Below are 16,790 nucleotides of genomic sequence, written 5' to 3'. Positions count from 1 at the left end.
TGGGTGTCAGCGGACGGTGATCCGTACCTGTGTCGGGCCGCGCCGGTTCAGCAGGCTGTTCCACGTCGGCTCTTCGACGAGTTCGAGGCGCGGGAAGCGGCGGACCATCCGGCCGAAGGTGAGCTGGCCGTGCATGCGGGCGAGCGCCGAGCCGAAGCACGTGTGGATGCCGCGGGCGAACGAGAGGTGCTCGTTGGCGCGCTCCCGCCGCAGGTCGAGCTCGTCGGCGGTCGGTCCCCACCGGTCCTGGTCGTGGTTGGCCGAGGCGAGGGACAGGACCATGGCCGTCCCCGCCTCGATGGTCTTGCCGTGCAGCTCGATGTCCTGCAGCGGGTAGCGCCCGGTGAGCTGGAGGGGCGCCTCGTAACGCAGCATCTCCTCCACGGCGTTGCGGTCGAGCGAGGGGTCGGCGCGCAGCTCGGCGGCCTGCTCCGGGTTGCGCGCGAGCGCCAGCACCCCGTAGGTGAGCAGGCTCCCCGTCGGCTCGGGGGCGGAGACGTTGAGCAGGATGACGTGGCTGATGAGCTCGTCGTCGTCGAACGGGTCGGTGTCGGTCAGCAGCCTGGACAGCACGTCGTCACCCGGGTGGGCGCGCTTGTGGGCGCACACCTCCTGGAGCCAGTCCCGCATCTCGTCCCTGGAGCGCACGATCGCCAGGGTGACCTCGGGGCTCGCCACCGGCTCCGTGAGGTTGACGATGTCGGAGACCCAGGCGTGCACCTGGTCGTGGTCCGCAGGAGGCATCCCGAGCAGCTCGTAGATGGCCTGGAACGGGACCTGCGAGGCGACGTCGGCGACGAAGTCCCCCTCGCCCTTGTCGTCGAGCGCGTCGAGCCGCTCGTCGATGAGCTCGGCCAGGCGGGGGCGGTACGCCTCGATGCGGGCCGGACTCAGCCCGTGCGACAGCAGCCTGCGCCACCTCGTGTGCTCGGGCGGGTCCCTGAAGAGGATGACGGGGAAGTCGTCGTACGACAGGTCCTGCTCCGGGCCGCGCCTGAGGTTGCGGTGGTCGACGCTGAACCGGTCCCTGTCGTGCAGGATGGCGTCCACGTCGGCGTAGCGCGTGAGGAGCCACACGCCGTCGGCCGCGGCGATCTGGTGGCAGGGGTCCTCCTCGCGCAGCGCCTTGAAGAACGGGTAGGGGTTCGCGGCGAACGCCGGGTCGAAGGGGTCGTAGACGGCCGTCATCGTGCGTTCCCTGCCTTGTCGGCGTTGCGCGGCAGACCCGCCGCCGCCAGGTCGTCGGTACGTCGGGCGACCTCAGCCTGCGAATGGATGCGGTCGAGCGAGGGGATCAGCTCCTTCGCGATCTCGGCGGTGATGTCCGGGTTGATGCGCAGGATCTGCTGGGCCAGCTCCTGGGCGTACTTCTTGTCGCCCTCGCGCTGGTGGTGGGCGGCGAGGCCGATCCTGACGAGGATGTTGTCGTCGTTCTCCCGCCTGACCTTCTCCAGCAGCTCGATCGCCTCGGCCCGCCGGCCGGCGCCCATGTTGATGTAGGCGAGCGCCATCAGCAGCCCGTGCGGCGGGAAGGGGTCGAGGCGCAGCGCCCTGCGGATGGAACGGCTCGCCTCCAGGCGCTGGTGCCCCATGGTGAGCGCGACGCCGCGCATCGCGTGCGGCCAGGTGATGCACGGGTCGGCGGCGATCGAGCGGTCCTCGTGCTTGACCGCCTCACGCCAGTTGCCCCTGACGAGCTGGACGACGCCGAGGATGCCGTGGCCCACCCCGGAGTCCGGGTCGAGCTCCACCCCCTTGGAGGCGAGCTCCCAGGCCCGGTCCAGGAGGCTGTCGTCGAGGCTCCAGCCCTGGGTGTGCTCCTGGGTGTAGGTCCCGGCGAGCAGGCCGTAGGCGCTGGCGAGCTCGGGGTCCTCGTCGATGGCCCCCTGGAACAGGGCGCGCGCGGCGAGCAGGTCCTTATGGTGAAGCTGACGCATGTGGTAGTAGCCGCGCCACACCGCCTCGACGGAGCGGATCTTGGTCGGCGGCCTGGTCAGCCGGTCCAGCTCGGCCGACTCCAGCTCGAAGCCGACCGCCCCGAGGATCCGTTCCACGATCTCGACCTGTACGGCGTGCATGTCCGTGAGCCCGCACTCGAACGAGGCCGACCAGAGCGTGGTGCCCGGAGCGGCCTCGATGAGCTCGGCGTCGATGCTGAGCTCGTCGCCGCTGCGCGCCACCGACCCGCGCAGGATGTAGCGGACCCCCAGCTCCTTGCCGATCTGGGTGGGGTCGGGCTTGGTGCCCTTCAGCGAGAAGGCGCTGTCGGCCGAGATGACGAACACGGCGTTGCTGCTGCGCGCGATGTTGTTGGTCAGTGCCTGCGTCACGCCGTCGGTGAGGTACTCGTCGTCGGCGCTCGCCGTCTCGAACGGCAGGACGACGATGGACGGTCCCTTGTCGGGCAGAGGCGGGTTCTTGGGCGGTTTGCTGATCCCCAGGGCGTCGATCACGAGGCCGCGAAGGTATGGGCGGAAGTCCCACCACATTCTGGTCATGAGCTCACCCTCAGTCGTCGGGGAAAGAAGCTCTTCCGCGTGGCTTTCTCCGCCTTATGGTTATCGCGGCCGCTTCTCCCGCCACAACAGCGGTGGATTACGCGCGCGAGCGGACGGCTTGCTCCCCGCCGTGCGTTCGTATGAGGATCGCGTCCATCCCAGCGGAGGAGATCGACATGCAGGACGAGGTCAGCACAGCCGGCCGGCCCCACATCGACATCACATCGGTCCGTCGGCTGTCGGAACTGGCCGACTACGTCGTGCCCTTCGCGATCAGGGCAGTGTGCAGCCTGGGCGTGGCCGATCACCTGATCGACGGGCCGCTGCCGGTCCCCGACCTCGCCAAGCGCTGCAACGCCGAGCCCGTGGCGCTGCAGCGCGCCCTGCGCGCCCTGGCGGGCAAGGGCATCTTCACCGAGTGCGAGCCGGGCGTCTTCGGCCTGACCGCGCTGGCCCAGCCGCTGCGCAGCGACCACCCCGTCTCGCTGGGCGACGCCTACCCGCTGCTCCCCGGCGACCTGCAGGCCTGGGCCCACTTCGACTACACCCTGCGCACCGGGCTGTCATCGTTCGAGTACGTCCACGGGATGGGCTACTGGGAGTACATGGCCGAGCATCCCGAGGAGAGCAAGCGGTTCGACGGCTCGCAGGCCGCGGGCACCCGCATGGAGGTGCGGACCGTGCTGTCGGCCTACGACTCGTGGGCGGGACTCACGTCGGTGGTCGACCTCGGCGGCGGCAACGGGACGTTCCTCATCGGCATGCTCAGCCGCCTGCGCCACATGCGCGGCACGCTGTTCGACCAGCCGCACGTCGTGGCCGGCGCGCCCGCGCTGCTGAGCGCGGCCGGGCTGACCGAGCGCATCGCCGTCAAGGGCGGCAGCTTCTTCGACGACGAGATCCCGCCCGGCGCCGACGCCTACCTGCTCAAGCGCGTGCTGTGGTCCTGGACCGACGACCACGCCCACACGCTGCTCACCCGCGTGCGCGCGGCCATGCGCGACGACAGCAGGCTGCTCGTGCACGAGCCGGTCGCCTTCCCCGGTGACACCGACGAGGTCGGCAAGGCCTACGACCTCATCCTGCTGGCGATGGGCGGCGGCTGCGCGCGCACCGAGGAGCAGTTGCGCGCCTTGTTCGGCGGCGCCGGGCTGCGCATCAACAGGGTGATCCCGACGCCGATGTTCCCGCTGGTCGAGGTCCTTCCCGTCACCTGAGGAAGTCGGCGCGCAGGCGCTGCTTGTCGATCTTCCCGACGGTGGTGCGCGGCAGGGCGGCCACGGCCACGACCCGGTCGGGAAGCTTGTACGGGGCCACGCCGTGCGCGGTCAGGAACTCGCGCACCTCGGGCAGCGGGGGAGCCTGGCCGTCGCACACGGCGAAGACGCACGGGACCTCGCCCATCAGCTCGTGTGGCACCCCGACCACGACCACCTGGCGGAACGCCGGGTGCAGGCCGAGGACGTCCTCCAGCTCGGCCGCGACGATCTTCTCGCCGCCCTTGTTGATGACGTCCTTCAACCGGCCCTCGACGACCATGTCGCCGTCCTTGGTGATCCGGACCAGGTCGCCCGTCCGCAGGAAGCCGTCGGCGGTGAACGCCACCGAGTTGACGTCATCGGCCTGGTAGTAGCCCCTGATGGTGTACGGCCCGCGGGTCAGCAGCTCACCCACCTCGCCCGGCGCGACCTCGGCGTCGGTGTCGTCGACCACCCTGATCTCGTCGGCCGCCGCCAGGGGGCGGCCCTGCGTGCCGACCACGACGTCGAAGGGGTCGTCGAGGCGGGTGTAGGTGAGCAGCCCCTCCGCCATGCCGAACCAGTGCGTCAGCCGCGCGCCCATCTCGGTCATGATGCTGCCGGCCAGCTCCTGCGACATGTGCGCGCTGCCGACCTGGATCACCAGCCCGGACATGTCGACGTCGAAGAACTCCCTGGCCTCCCGCCACACCTGGACCATCGGCGGCATCAGCGTCGTCAGCGTCACCCGCTCGGTCTCCAGCAGGTCGAAGACGACGTCGGGGCTGGGGTTGCGGGGCAGGACGACCTTGCCGCCGACCGCCAGCGTACCCAGCAGGCCGGGGCAGCCGAGCGCCGCGTTGTGCGCGATGGGCAGCGAGGCCAGGTAGCAGCCGTGCTCGTCCGTCGCGGTCGCCTCGGCGGTGGCGCGGAGCTGGTAGGCGTAGTCGTCGTGGGTGCGCGGGATCAGCTTGGGCAGCCCGGTGGTGCCGCCGGACAGCAGGAAGAACGCGACGTCCGACGGGTCGGGTCCGGTCAGGGGCACCGGCTCGGCCAGCACGTCGTCGAAGCCGAGGAACTCGGCCGGCTCACCGACCACGATGACGTGCCGTACCGAAGGGACCTCCTTCTGCACCTCGCGCGCGAGGTCGGTGTAGGCGAACCCCTGGTACTCGTCGGCGACGACGAGGCCGACCGCTCCCGAGTGCTCGGCCAGGTAGCCGATCTCCTTGCGCCGGTGGCCGGGCAGCCCGTACACCGGGATCGCGCCCAGCCGGTAGCAGCCGACGCTGACGCTGACGAAGGCGGCGAGGTTCGGGAGCTGGACGACGATCCGGTCGCCGCGCCCGATGCCGAGCCCCGCCAGCCCGGCGGCGAACCTGTCCGCCTGGCGGTCGAGCTCGGCGTAGGACCAGCGCCGGTCGTCGGGATCGACGACGGCGACGCGGCCGCTCTCGCCCCAGGGCCGGAGCAGGTCGCCCAGCACCTCGCCGCGCCAGTAGCCCTCGGCCCGGTAGCGGTCGGCGAACTCCGCCGGATATCCGGCCACACCGCGCATCGACATCTCCGTTCCCTTCGGTAGGTCGTCCTACAGGTACGCCGTGAGCCGACGGACGCCGTCGAGCGTGGACTCCCGCTCCGCGCACAGCGTCAGCCGTACCAGCCGGTCAGCCGTCGGATGCCCCTCGGGCAGGAAGCCGCGGCCGGGGGCGATGCCGACGTCGATGTCGGCCAGCACCTGCTTGCTGAACAGGTACGTGTCGCCGGTGAAGGCGCCCAGGTCGACCAGGACGTACCAGCCGCCCGCCGGAGCCAGGTGCACCAGCTTGTCCCCGAGCAGGTCCACCACCGCGTCCCTGGTCCCGCGCACGTACGCGTGGTGCTCGGTGAGGTGGGCCGTCGCCCCGAGCGCGGCCAGCCCGGCGTACTGCACCGGCGTGCTCGGCGCCACCAGGGTCGCCTCCTGGACCCGGGTCAGCAGCGCGGCGCGGTCGTCGTTGGGCGCGGTGGCGTAGCCGAGCCGGCAGCCGGTCATCGAGTGGCCCTTGGAGAAGGTATGCACCGAGAAGACCACCCGGTCCTCCGGCGGCAGCTCCAGGTCGAGGTTGGCCATCCTGCAGGGCTCGCCGTCGAACACGAAGTCCTCGTAGGCCTCGTCGCTGATGACCAGCACCCTCCTGCGTACCGCCCACGCGTGGACCTCGCGGAGCTCCGCCTCGGTCCAGACCTGTCCCGACGGGTTGCCCGGCGAGTTCACCAGGATGGCCACCACGCGGTCGCTCGCGCAGGCGTCCAGGGCCTCGGTGACGGAGCGGCCGTCGCCGAAGGGGGCGAACCGGGTCGTCATGCCGGTCATCGTCACCTGCTGGAAGTGCATCGGCCAGTGCAGCTCCGACAGGATCACCTCGCCGCCGTCCACGGCGATCGACTGCAGGATCGCGCTGATCGCCTGGCACGAGCCGGGGGTGACGAAGACGCGGTCGGGCGATGGCTTCCCGTTGTCCTCCAGCCGCTCGGCGAGCGCCTCGTGCAGCGCGCCCAGCCCGCGCGCGCCCAGGTAGGCGGTGTGGCCGTCGCGCAGCGCCCGGCAGTAGCCCTCGACCGCCTCCTCGGGCATCCGGATGTACGGCTCGCCCACGTGCAGGGCGGTGACCGGACGCGGGTGCGCGCCGACGAGCCGGTGGATCTCGTGGAGGCAGGACAGCGGGATGTTCCTGCTCCTCTCCGTTCCGGTCAGCATGAGCGGCCTCCGTCCACGACGAGCAGCGTGCCGGTCATCCAGGATCCGGCCGGGCCGAGCAGCATCCGGATCCAGGGGACCACGTCCTCCGGCCGGCCCATTCTCCCCAGAGGGGTGGTGCGGATCATTTCCTCTCTCAACCTCCTGGTCGCGCTCTCGTCCAAGCCGAGGTCCTCGTACATCTCGGTGTCGATGGCTCCGGGCAGCACCGCGTTGACCCGGATCTCGGGCGCCAGCTCGCGGGCCAGGCTCCTGGTCAGGTGGTGCAGGGCCGCCTTGCTGGCGCCGTAGAAGGCCCGGTCGGGTACGGCCAGCAGCCCGCCGATCGAGCCCACGTTGACCACGGAGCCGCGGGCGTCGCGCAGCAGCGGCGCGGCCTCGCGGATCAGCGCCGCCGGACCTGCCACGTTCGTCATGAAGAGCTGGACGAAGGTCTCGATCCCCACGTCCTCCAGGGGGCCGAACCTGGCCAGGCCCGCGTTGTTGACGAGCATGTCGATACCGGAGAAACGCTCGCGCGCCAGGGCCACGACGCGCGCCGCTGCGCCGGGATCGGACAGGTCGGCGGGCACGGCCAGGACGTCGTCCGGCGCCGCGCCCGCCTCGACGCACTGCTCGCGGGTGGCGTCGAGCCGCCGCGCCCGCCGCCCGACGAGAACGAGGGCGTTCTTGTCGGCGGCGAGGCTGACGGCCAGGCAGCGGCCGAGGCCGGACCCCGCACCGGTCACGACGGCGACCGCTCCCATGGTCAGATCCCGCCCTCTTCGAACGCGTCGTCCAGTTCCCGCGCGGCGTCCACGACGGCGGCCAGCTCGGCGACCGTGGGGGCGGAGAACAGCTGGCGCAGCGTCACGGAAGCGCCGAGCCGCGTACGCAGCGACTCCTGCATCCTGGTCGCCTGGAGGCTGTCGCCGCCGAGGCCGAAGAACGAGTCGCGGCGCCCGATCTCCGGCAGGTCGAGCACCTCCGCCCAGATCGCGGCCAGCGCCTGCTCGGTCGGTCCCTCGGGCGGTTCGCGGCGCTTCGTGGCGGTGTAGGACCGCCCGACCAGGTCGGCCAGGTAGCGCCGGTCCACCTTGCCCGTGCCGGTGAGCGGCAGCTCGGCCAGCGTCACGATCTCGTCGGGAACCATGTACGGGGGGAGCACGTCGGCGAGCGCCCGCCGCGCGGCGTCCGCGTCCGTGCCGACCACCGCCGCGGCGATCCTGCGGTACGGCGAGCCGACCGCGAACGCGACCGCCCGCTCGACGTGCGGCAGCCGGACCAGGGCCGCCTCGATCTCGCCGAGCTCGATCCGGTGCCCGCCGACCTTCACCTGGTCGTCGGCGCGCCCGAGGAACTCCACCATCCCGTCGGGGAGGTAGCGGGCCAGGTCCCCGGTGCGGTACCACCGCTCGCCGCCGTCGTGGACGAACACCGAAGCGGTCAGCTCGGGAGCGCCGCGATAGCCGCGCGCCACCCCGGAACCGCCGATCCACAGCTCGCCCGGCACCCAGTCCGGCCGGTCCCTGCCGTGCCTGTCGGTGACGCGGAAACGCTGGGCACGCAGCGGATATCCGTACGGCACCGCGTTGAACTCCGGCCGGAGCTCCTCCACTTCGAGCAGGTTGGACCAGATCGCCGCCTCGGTGGCCCCGCCCAGCGCCGCGAAGCGCACGCCGGGGCGCAGCGCCTTGACCTGTCCAGGCAGGTCGGCGCTCACCCAGTCGCCGGACACCATGACGACGTGGGGCACGTCCTCGGGTCCCGACAGCCCGCCACCGGCCAGGAACATCTCCAGCAGGGCGGGAACGGAGTTCCACACCGTGACCCCGTGCCGCCGCACCAGCCGTCCCCAGCTCCGCGCCTCCTTCCTGTCCAGCTCGTCCACCAGGACCACGGCGCCGCCCGCCGACAGCAGCCCGAAGACGTCGTAGACCGACAGGTCGAAGTCCAGGGCGGACAGCGCGAGCACCCGGTCGCGGTCGCCGATGCGGAAGTGGTCGTTGACCGCCATGACGGTGTTCATCGCCGCCCGGTGGGTGATCTCCACCCCCTTCGGCTCGCCCGTGGATCCGGAGGTGAAGATGATGTAGGCCAGCCGCTCGTCGATGGACTTCACGTCGTCGCGCGCGATCGGCTCGTAGTGCGCGAGCTGGCGCACGTCGAAGACCGGCAGCGAGCCCGGCCAGTCCAGCCGCACGATCTCCTCGCCGACGCACAGGACGCCGCCGACCCCTGCGGTCTGGTACATCCGTTCCCGCCGCGCGGACGGCTGGTCCACCCCGACCGGGACGTAGGCGGCCCCGGCGGCGAGCACGCCCAGGACCGCGGCGATCTGCCAGGGCCCCTTCGCCGCGGTCACCGCGACCGTGTCGCCGGGGGAGATGCCCACCGAGTGCAGGCCGCCGGCGATCCGCAGGGCCTGGTCGGCCAGCTCGCCGTAGGTGAGCTCGCCGGACTCGCCCCAGGCCAGGGCCGTCCTGCACGGGTGCTTGGCGGCCCGGTCGAAGAACCGGTCGTGCAGCAGGCCCAGCGACTTGGCCGCGCCCGTCGCGTTGACCCGCGCCCGCACCTCCGCCTGTTCCTGCGGCAGCCGTACGGCCAGCGGCTCGTGCCAGGAGGCAGCCTCGGTGAGCGAGGTCAGAGCCTCCTCGTAGGCGGTGGTCAGCGCGTCGACCAGGCCGTCGGGGAAGACGCCGTTGGAGACGTCCCAGTTGACCAGCAGCCCGCCGTCGCCGCTCTCGATCACCTGCTGGTCCAGCCAGACCTGCGGCGTCTCGGACGAGGTCCACACCGGCGTGCCGAAGCGTTCGCGCACCTCGGGGCCGAACAGCTCGCCCATGCCGATGACGCTGGTGAACACCACGGGGGCGCGCGGCCAGTTGCTGCGCTGGCCGCGGGCCAGGTCGCGCAGCACCTCGACGCCCGAGTGCGCGGCGTGGGTGAGGTCGGCGCGCAGCTGGGCCTGCACGGCGTGGGCCCGCTCGGCGAACGTCGCGGGTTCCGCGGCGTCGATGGCGAGGAGCGTGATGTTGGTGAAGTCGCCGACGATCATGGGGACGTCGTCGTGCAGCTCGCGGCGGCCGAAGGTGGGCAGGTTCAGCAGGAACCTGGGCTCGGCGCACCAGCGGCTCAGCACCTCGGCGTACACGGTGCAGAACACCACGGGCAGCGTCAGCGACTCGGCCTGGGCGCGGGCGGTCACGCGGGCCACCTGCTCGGCCGTGAGCCGCTGGTAGTAGCGGGTGACGCCCCGGTGCTCGCGCAGCCCCGCGCCCTCGGTGAGCGGCAGCAGGGGCGGTCCCGGCAGGTCGGCCAGCCTGCCGCGCCAGTACTCCCCGGCGGCGTGGGCTGCCTCCGCGTCCTCGGACTCCGGCTCGTCGGCGAGGTACTGGGCGAACGAGTAGCCCAGCGGCCTCAGCCCGGCGTCCGGCTCCGCGTACAGGGCGGCGAGGTCGGCCAGCAGGACCTGGTAGCTCTGCGCGTCCGCCACCAGCATCGCGATGCCGACGTGCAGCCGGGTGCGCCCCTCGTCCAGCAGCGTGAGCTGGACGTCGAAGACGTCGGCGCGCTCGATGTCGAACCGGCGGTGGGACAGCTCCGTGCGCAGCCTCGCCAGTCCTTCCCCGGCGTCCGCGCCCCGCAGGTCGTGGACCGTCAGCCCCGGCCACGGGCTGCGCTCCAGCACCTGCTGGCGGCCGTTGGGGGTGAACCGGGCGCGGAGCATGCCGTGTCGGGCCAGCAGCGCCCGCACGGCCGCCTCCAGCCGGTCGGGTTCGACGCCCGAGCCGTCGAACTCCGCGTAGAAGTGCGCGGTGACCCCGCCGAGCGGCTGGCCGTCCTGCCCGCCGATCCAGTACGCCTGCTGCATCGGGGCGAGCGCGTGCTCGGCGTTCTCGTCCACGGGCGGGCGCCGGGCAGGAGGGGCTTGGCTGGCCGGTCGGTGGTCGGAGTCGGGCAGCAGCGCGAGCCAGCTCGCGAGGGTCGGCTCCTCGGCCAGGCGCTCGAACGTCACCTTCGCGCCCGCCCGGCGGAAGAGGTTCGCCACGCGCATGACCGCTATGGACTCCAGGCCGAGCGAGAGCAGGTCCTGGTGCTCGCCGAGGTCGTCCGGGCCGATCCCCAGCAGTCCCGCCACGGCCTCCCGCAGTTCGGCCGGTCCGAATACGCTCATGAGGTCGTGTCCCTTCCTTGGGGGGAGGGCTCGTGTAGGTGCGATGACACACCGACGCAGGTCACGGCGACAACTGGGGCTGCTCGCCCGGTCAACTGCGGACATTCCGCCATTGGGCATCACCTCGAGGTGACGGCCTTGGCCGTGGCGATGTAGTCGCCGACCAGCCTGGCCGCTAGGTGGTCGTCGAGCCGGGCGCTGTTGTAACAGAGCACCACCCGCTGCTCGCCGTACTGCGGATAGATTTGGAACTCGCACTCGAACCGGCTGGCGAGCCGGTCGACGACGACGATCTCGGCGTCCGCCCCGGCCACGCGCAGGTTCCCCGGCAGCTCGGGCACGACCTGGAACATGACGTCGTCGGCCCGCCGCCCTGGCTCGGTGAGCGTGCCGCCGCTGAGGAGCTGGTAGGGGAGCCGCTGGTGCACGAAGGCGCCCATCGCCGTGTCGTGTGTACGGCGCAGCAGCTCGCCGAAGTCGTCGGCTGAACCGACGTGCGTGCGCAGCACGGTCATGTTCGCCATCAGCCCGACGGTGTCGCGCAGCTCGACGCGGGTCCTGTTGGACAGGAACGAGGCGACGGCCAGGTCGTCGTCGCCGGTGATCCCGCGCAGGACCAGGTAGTAGAGGGCGAGCAGCGCCGAGGCGAGGGTCGTGTGGCGGTTGCGGGCGATCTGCTCCAGGGCGGTCACCGTGGGCGCGTCGATCGTGCCGGTGGCGCTGGCGCTGACCCATTCCGCCGGCTTGGCGTCCCTCAGCGGGAGCCGCGGCACCCGGGCGTCACGCAGGTGGTCCGTCCAGTACGTCTGGTCCTCGCGCATCTCGGGACCGGCCAGCCACTCCTCCTGCCACTGGCAGAACCGGGCGTACTGCCAGCGCACCTTGGGGAGCGGCGGGCCGCCGCCGGTGAGTGACTGCAGGTCGCGCACGACGAGCGCGCACGAGCTGCCGTCGGTCACCGCGTGGTTGAGGTTGACGCAGAGGCAGTGGTCGTCGTCGGCGAGCCGGAAGAGCGTCATCCGCGCCGGCCACCGGCTCGCGTCCACCGGCACCCGCACCTCGCCCGCGATCGCCTCGCCCAGTCCGCGGTCCGGGTCGTCGGAGGTGAGGTCCGTACGGCCCAGCCGTACCGGGCGCGGCTCGTGCACGAGCTGGGTCAGCCGGGCGCCCCTTCCCTTGAAGGTCGTGCGCAGGCTCTCGTGCCGCTCGGTCAGCGCCGACAGCCCGTCCTCCAGGCGCGCCTCGTCGAGCGGCCCGCGCAGGCGCAGCACGATCGGGCAGTTGGCCGCGCCGTCCTGGCCTCTGAACTGCTCCAGCACCCACAGCAGCCGCTGGGCCACCGAGGCGGGGAGCTGCCTCACCTCGGCCATATCGTCACCGGCTGGGCGGCGAATCCGCGCAGGACCAGGCTGTTCCTGCGCACGGACGGCCCTCTGGGCGCGATGCCGCCGCTCACCTCGATCAGCGCCTTGAGCGCGGCCACCAGCTCCGCCTTGGCCAGGCCCGCGCCCAGGCACCGGTGGTGCCCGTGGCCGAAGGCCAGGTGCGGGTTCGGCGAGCGGTCGAGGTCGAAGGTGTTCCCGTCGGCGAACGCCTCGTCGTCGCGGTTGGCCGAGCCGAACAGCACCAGCAGCCTGGCGCCGGCGGGAAGCGCGACCCCGCCCAGCCGGTCCTCCGTCACGGTGGCGCGCCACAGCCCCTGCACCGAGGTGTCGAAGCGCAGCGACTCCTCCACCACGGCCTCGGCGAGGTCGGGGTCGGCCCAGAGGCGCTCCATGACCTCGGGGTGGCGGAACAGGATGTCGATGATGTTGGTGAACAGGTTGGCCGTCGTCTCGATCCCCGCGACCAGCAGGAAGGCGCAGAACGCCAGCACCTCGTGGCTGGACAGCCCCGCCTCGTCGGTCGCCGCCACCGCGCTGAGCAGGTCGTCGCCGGGATCCTGCTTGCGCCGGCGGATCTCGGAGTAGAAGTAGCGGAACATGTCGTAGCCGCGCCCCAGGCGGAACTCGGGGGAGCCGATCAGGTCGAGATCGTCGGTGATCACGGCCGCCCACTGCATGAACTCCTCGCGCACCTCGGCGTCCACGCCGAGCAGGTCGGCCAGGACGAGCACGGCCAGCGGGGAGGCGAAGTCGCGGTACATGTCGGGCTCGGGGTTGGCCAGCAGCCCGGCCACCAGGCCCCTGGCCACCTCCTCGATCTTCGGCGTCAGCTTGGCGACCGCCGAGCGCGAGAAGGGCGCGAGCACCGCGCGCCGCAGCCTCGTGTGTTCCGGGGGGTCGGTCGCGATCAGGACCCTGACGCCGGGGGCGCCGATCCGGTAGTCCACGGAACGAGGAGAGTGCTCGCCAGGGTCCGCGCCCATGCCCAGCCTGCTGGAGAAGCGCGCCGGATCGCTGAGCACCTCGACGACGTCGGCGTGCCTGGTGACCAGCCACAGATCATGGTCGGGCAGGTGGGAGACGGGGGCCTGTTCCCGCAACAGCCGGTACCCCGGATAGGGGTCGGCCGCGGTCGACGGATGATCCGGGTCGAAAGGACGGTGAGGCACCTCCATGCCGCCCGAGCATGTCGGGTCGCGCCCGGCTAGTCGAGGGCGCCCTCTTGCCCAGGGGCGGCGGCCCCCGCATGATCAGACCCGACCGGCGGTTTCCGGCTCGTCGTGGGTGATGTGCATGAGCTGGCGCCACAGCGCCACCACGAAGACGGCGGAGCCGGCGAAGGCGAACCAGAAGGGGGCGGTCACGCCGTAGTGGCTGGCGAGCGCCCCGCCGATCAGTGAACCGCCGACCAGGCCGCCGAACACGCAGAGGGTGTTGACGCTGCCCACCCGGCCCTGCAGCTCGGCGGGTACGGCCCGCTGGCGGACGGTGACCGAGGTGGTGCCCCAGATGAAGGCGTGCGCGCCGAACAGCAGGAAGATCACCGAGGCCACCCACGCGGAGGTGGTGAGCGCGAGGCCGAGGTGGGTGAGGGTCTCGAGGATCAGCCCGACGCGCATGATCACCCCGAGGCTGAACCGCCGGGTGATCGCCCCGTAGAGGGCGGTGCCGATGAGCCCGCCGACCGCGCTGATCGTGGTGAGCAGGCCGAAGCCGATCGAGCCGAGGTCGAGCCGCTCCAGGCTGTAGAGGACCAGCACCGACCAGGCGGCGCCGAAGGTGATGTTGAAGATCAGGATGGTGAGGGCGAGGGTCCGCACGGCGGCGTGCCGGATCGTCCAGCGGAACCCTTCCTTGAGGTCCTGCCACAGGCCCGCGGTGGCCGCGCCGTTCTCCCTGCCGTGCGGCGGCAGCTTGATCCTGGAGATCATCACGAGCCCGGCGGCGACGAGCACGAGCTGCCCGGCGAAGGGCCAGGTCGCCCCCGCGGTGAAGAGGAACGCGCCCAGGGGCGGCCCGGCGAGCTGGTTGAGGGTGAGGAAACCGGTCTGCAGCCGGGCGTTGGCGACCGTGAGATCGTCGCGGGCGACCAGCATCGGGGTGAGCGTCGAGGTGGTGTTGTCGGCGAACACCTCGGTGATCCCGATCAGCGCCAGCGCGATCAGGGCGCTGGTCACCGTCACGGTTCCGGTCGCGATCATGGTGACCAGCCCGGCCAGGACGCAGAGCCGTACGGCATTGGCCACCAGGACGATGCGCCGCCGGTCCAGCCGGTCGGACAGCACGCCCGCGTAGAGGCCGAAGGCCAGCGGTGGCGCCCAGCCGATGAGCGCCGCCAGCGAGATCAGGAACGGGTCGCGGGTCAGCGACGCGAGAAGCAACGGCGCCGCCGCCAGCGCCACGCCGTCGCCGAAGTTGGTCACCCAGCTCGACCCCAGCAGCCAACGGAAAGATGACCCCAGCCGCTCGGGCACGAATCGCCCCATTACCCTCCGCATCACAAGCGGAGAACTTTACGGCCCCTCCGCTACCAGCAGCAACGCATTTTCGGTTTAAGTAGAGATGTCTTGACATGTGAGGGTGTGCGGCTCAACGATTCAGCTGTGTCCCAGCTCGACGCACCCCCGAGGCGCACCCCCGCGTGGCGCTATGCCATCGGGATGTTCGGCACGTCGATCCCGATCAACATGATCAAGGGATCGATGATCCTCTTCTACGTCGACATCCTCGGGCTCGACGTCCGGGCCTACGGCGTGGTCATGGTGATCTACGCGGTCATCGACGCGCTCGACAACCCGCTGCTCGGCCACCTCTCCGACCGCACCAGGAGCAGGTTCGGCCGTAGGCGGCCCTGGCTGCTCGTCGGCGCGCCCCTGCTGGCCGCCTGCATGATCGCGTTCTTCTCCGCGCCGACCTCGCTGCAGGGCATGGGCCTGGTGCTGTGGTTCGCGGTGTTCGCGATCCTGTGCGAGGCGTTCGACTCGATGCTCAACGCCAACTACGGCGCGCTGCTGCCCGAGCTGTTCCCGCAGGAGCGCGACCGGGCCGTCGCCAACAGCCTGCGCCAGGGCTTCCAGCTCGTGGCGCTGGTGATCTCGCTGGCGATCACCCCGGTGCTCACGACCAAGGTGTTCGGCACCGAGCACTCCACCCAGGGCTTCCAGATCACCGCGATCATCTACGGCGCGATCGCCCTGGTCGTCATCGCCTTCATGGCGCTCAGCGCGCACGAGAACCCGCGCTACTCCACCCGCGAGCGCACGCCGCTGCTGCCCAGCATCTGGTCGATCGTGCGCAACCCGGTGTTCTGGACGGTCGGGCTCACCGGCGCCTGCTACGGCATCGCCATGGCGCTCGTCCTGTCCGGCGTCCAGCTCTACGTTCGTTACTCGCTCGGGCTCCCGGTCGGCAACGCGCTCTACCTCCAGGGCATCGTCATCCTCATCTCGGCCGGCGCGCTCGCGGTGTGGACGCGCGTGGTCGCCCGCAAGGGCGCGCTGTGGACCTGGCGGCTGGCCTTCCCCGTCCTCGCGGCCGGTTTCGCCGCGCTGTTCTTCGCGACCAACCTCGTCACCGCGATCGCCGCGGGGGTGGTCCTCGGGGCCGGGTGGTCGGGCATGCTGGCGACCAACGACCTCATCGTGGCCCGCGTGCTGGACGCCGACGCCACGCACAACGGCGAGCACAGGGAAGGGCTCTTCCTGTCCGCCTTCGGCTTCTTCACCCGGCTGAACGGGATCGTGACCGGGCTCGCGCTCACCTCGCTGGGCGTGTTCTTCGGCTACAACTCGGGCAACGACCCGGGCGCCGACCCCGGGCTGGCCTTCCGCGTGTACCTGTGCGTCTACCCGTTCGTGCTGACGGCGGTCGGCGCGGTCGCGGCGCGCTTCATCTCCGTTCCGGTCGAGACACCCCCTGAGGCGGTCGAGCCCGTATGACCCGTCGCGTGGTGATCACGGCCGACGACCTCGGCAGGGACGGCGGGACCTCGGAGGTCATCGCCGCGCTCGTCGCCGAGGGACACGTCTCGGCCACGACGCTCATCTGCGTCGCACCGGCGGCCGAGCAGGCAGCCAAGCAGGTGGGCGTCCTCCCGAGGCTGCACGTCACGCTCACGAGCGAGGGCGGGCTCCCGCGCTGGCGGCCGTTGGCGCGTACGGCCAGCCTCGCCGACCAGGACGGGACGCTCAGCGACGACCCGATGGTGCTCGGCGCGCGCGGCGAGAGCGCCGATGTCATCCGGGAGGCCGACGCGCAGCTCGGCTGGATGCGCGACCACGGCGTCCCGCCGCAGGCTGCCGACTCCCACGCGGGCACCCTGTACGGCCTGCACGGCCGATCGTGGCTCGCCGAGGCGCTCCAGTGGTGCGCGCGGAACGGTCTCGCCTTCCGGCTGCCGCGCGACGCGGAGCCGTACATCGGCGGGCCGCTCCCACCGGCCCTCGCCTCGGCGCACGAGCAGGCCGTCGCGCTCGCGGACTCGCTCGGCGTGGCGATCCCGCAGACGATCGCGACCAACCGGCGCACCGCCCAGGACCTGGGCTCCTACGAACAGCTGCGCGAGGACTACCTGCGGCGGCTCGCGGCCCTTCCCGAGGGCGTGAGCGAGCTGTTCCTGCACCCCGGGCCGGACGGCGTCGTGCGCGTCTGGGAGGCGCGGATGCTGCGCGACCCGGTGTGGCACAGGGCCCTGGAGCGTGAGGGTGTGGAAGTCGTCGGGGGCTGGTGGGGCACAATGGAGGATAAATCCTCTTAAAGGCGGCCCTTCCTTCA

Annotated in this window: 12 protein-coding genes; 3 read left to right on the top strand and 9 right to left on the bottom strand. The window is 71.6% G+C overall.

The genetic code is table 11. The features are described 5' to 3' along the window. Positions 1-6 precede the first annotated feature (6 nt). Together ACIBG8_RS12230 and ACIBG8_RS12225 are read right to left on the bottom strand one after the other, a co-directional pair. Complete coding sequence (locus ACIBG8_RS12230) at positions 7-1,188, bottom strand: cytochrome P450 (protein ID WP_397342724.1); 1,182 nt, start codon at positions 1,186-1,188, stop codon at positions 7-9. After that, positions 1,185-2,498 carry a tetratricopeptide repeat protein gene (locus tag ACIBG8_RS12225; protein WP_397342723.1) on the bottom strand — a complete coding sequence of 438 codons (1,314 nt, stop codon included), beginning with the start codon at positions 2,496-2,498 and terminating at the stop codon, positions 1,185-1,187. The genes ACIBG8_RS12230 and ACIBG8_RS12225 overlap by 4 nt, the downstream gene beginning before the upstream one ends. 140 nt (positions 2,499-2,638) lie before the next feature. Between ACIBG8_RS12225 and ACIBG8_RS12220 the strand changes: the two genes are divergently transcribed. Beyond that, positions 2,639-3,715, top strand: coding sequence for a methyltransferase (locus tag ACIBG8_RS12220; RefSeq protein WP_397342722.1), 1,077 nt, complete (start codon positions 2,639-2,641; stop codon positions 3,713-3,715). On the opposite strand, the gene ACIBG8_RS12215 is transcribed toward ACIBG8_RS12220, so the two are convergent. The 7 genes from ACIBG8_RS12215 to ACIBG8_RS12185 all read right to left on the bottom strand — a co-directional run bounded on the left by ACIBG8_RS12215 (position 3,708) and on the right by ACIBG8_RS12185 (position 14,503). Beyond that, positions 3,708-5,300 (bottom strand): (2,3-dihydroxybenzoyl)adenylate synthase, encoded by a 1,593-nt coding sequence (locus ACIBG8_RS12215; RefSeq protein WP_397342721.1) that lies wholly within the window; start codon positions 5,298-5,300, stop codon positions 3,708-3,710. The two genes, ACIBG8_RS12220 and ACIBG8_RS12215, sit on opposite strands and share 8 nt — an antisense overlap. Positions 5,301-5,324: 24 nt before the next feature. Continuing rightward, positions 5,325-6,476, bottom strand: coding sequence for a pyridoxal phosphate-dependent aminotransferase (locus ACIBG8_RS12210; protein WP_397342720.1), 1,152 nt, complete (start codon positions 6,474-6,476; stop codon positions 5,325-5,327). Further along, the gene (locus ACIBG8_RS12205) at positions 6,470-7,222 is read right to left on the bottom strand and encodes an SDR family NAD(P)-dependent oxidoreductase (RefSeq protein WP_397342719.1); all 753 of its coding nucleotides are present in this window, start codon (positions 7,220-7,222) and stop codon (positions 6,470-6,472) included. The genes ACIBG8_RS12210 and ACIBG8_RS12205 overlap by 7 nt, the downstream gene beginning before the upstream one ends. Positions 7,223-7,224: 2 nt before the next feature. After that, positions 7,225-10,632 (bottom strand): amino acid adenylation domain-containing protein, encoded by a 3,408-nt coding sequence (locus tag ACIBG8_RS12200; protein WP_397342718.1) that lies wholly within the window; start codon positions 10,630-10,632, stop codon positions 7,225-7,227. A gap of 119 nt (positions 10,633-10,751) precedes the next feature. Then, on the bottom strand, positions 10,752-12,002 hold the full coding sequence (locus tag ACIBG8_RS12195) for a condensation domain-containing protein (RefSeq protein ID WP_397342717.1): 1,251 nt from the start codon (positions 12,000-12,002) through the stop codon (positions 10,752-10,754). After that, positions 11,990-13,192 carry a cytochrome P450 gene (locus ACIBG8_RS12190; protein WP_397342716.1) on the bottom strand — a complete coding sequence of 401 codons (1,203 nt, stop codon included), beginning with the start codon at positions 13,190-13,192 and terminating at the stop codon, positions 11,990-11,992. The genes ACIBG8_RS12195 and ACIBG8_RS12190 overlap by 13 nt, the downstream gene beginning before the upstream one ends. Before the next feature lie 75 nt (positions 13,193-13,267). Further along, positions 13,268-14,503 carry an MFS transporter gene (locus ACIBG8_RS12185; RefSeq protein WP_397342715.1) on the bottom strand — a complete coding sequence of 412 codons (1,236 nt, stop codon included), beginning with the start codon at positions 14,501-14,503 and terminating at the stop codon, positions 13,268-13,270. Positions 14,504-14,620: 117 nt separating this feature from the next. Here ACIBG8_RS12185 and ACIBG8_RS12180 point away from each other — a divergent pair, with 117 nt between their 5' ends. Together ACIBG8_RS12180 and ACIBG8_RS12175 are read left to right on the top strand one after the other, a co-directional pair. Next, positions 14,621-15,955: an MFS transporter gene (locus tag ACIBG8_RS12180; protein WP_397342714.1), complete on the top strand. Its 1,335-nt coding sequence runs from the start codon at positions 14,621-14,623 to the stop codon at positions 15,953-15,955. Next, entirely contained in the window at positions 15,952-16,773 is an 822-nt protein-coding gene (locus ACIBG8_RS12175; RefSeq protein WP_397342713.1) for a carbohydrate deacetylase, read from the top strand. Before ACIBG8_RS12180 ends, ACIBG8_RS12175 begins: the two co-directional genes overlap by 4 nt. The last annotated feature ends 17 nt before the right edge of the window (positions 16,774-16,790 follow it).

Source organism: Nonomuraea sp. NPDC050556 (assembly GCF_044457355.1).
Taxonomy (GTDB): Bacteria; Actinomycetota; Actinomycetes; order Streptosporangiales; family Streptosporangiaceae; genus Nonomuraea.
The sequence above is the reverse complement of the archived record's forward strand: the minus strand, read 5'-3'. Positions and strand labels throughout refer to the sequence as shown.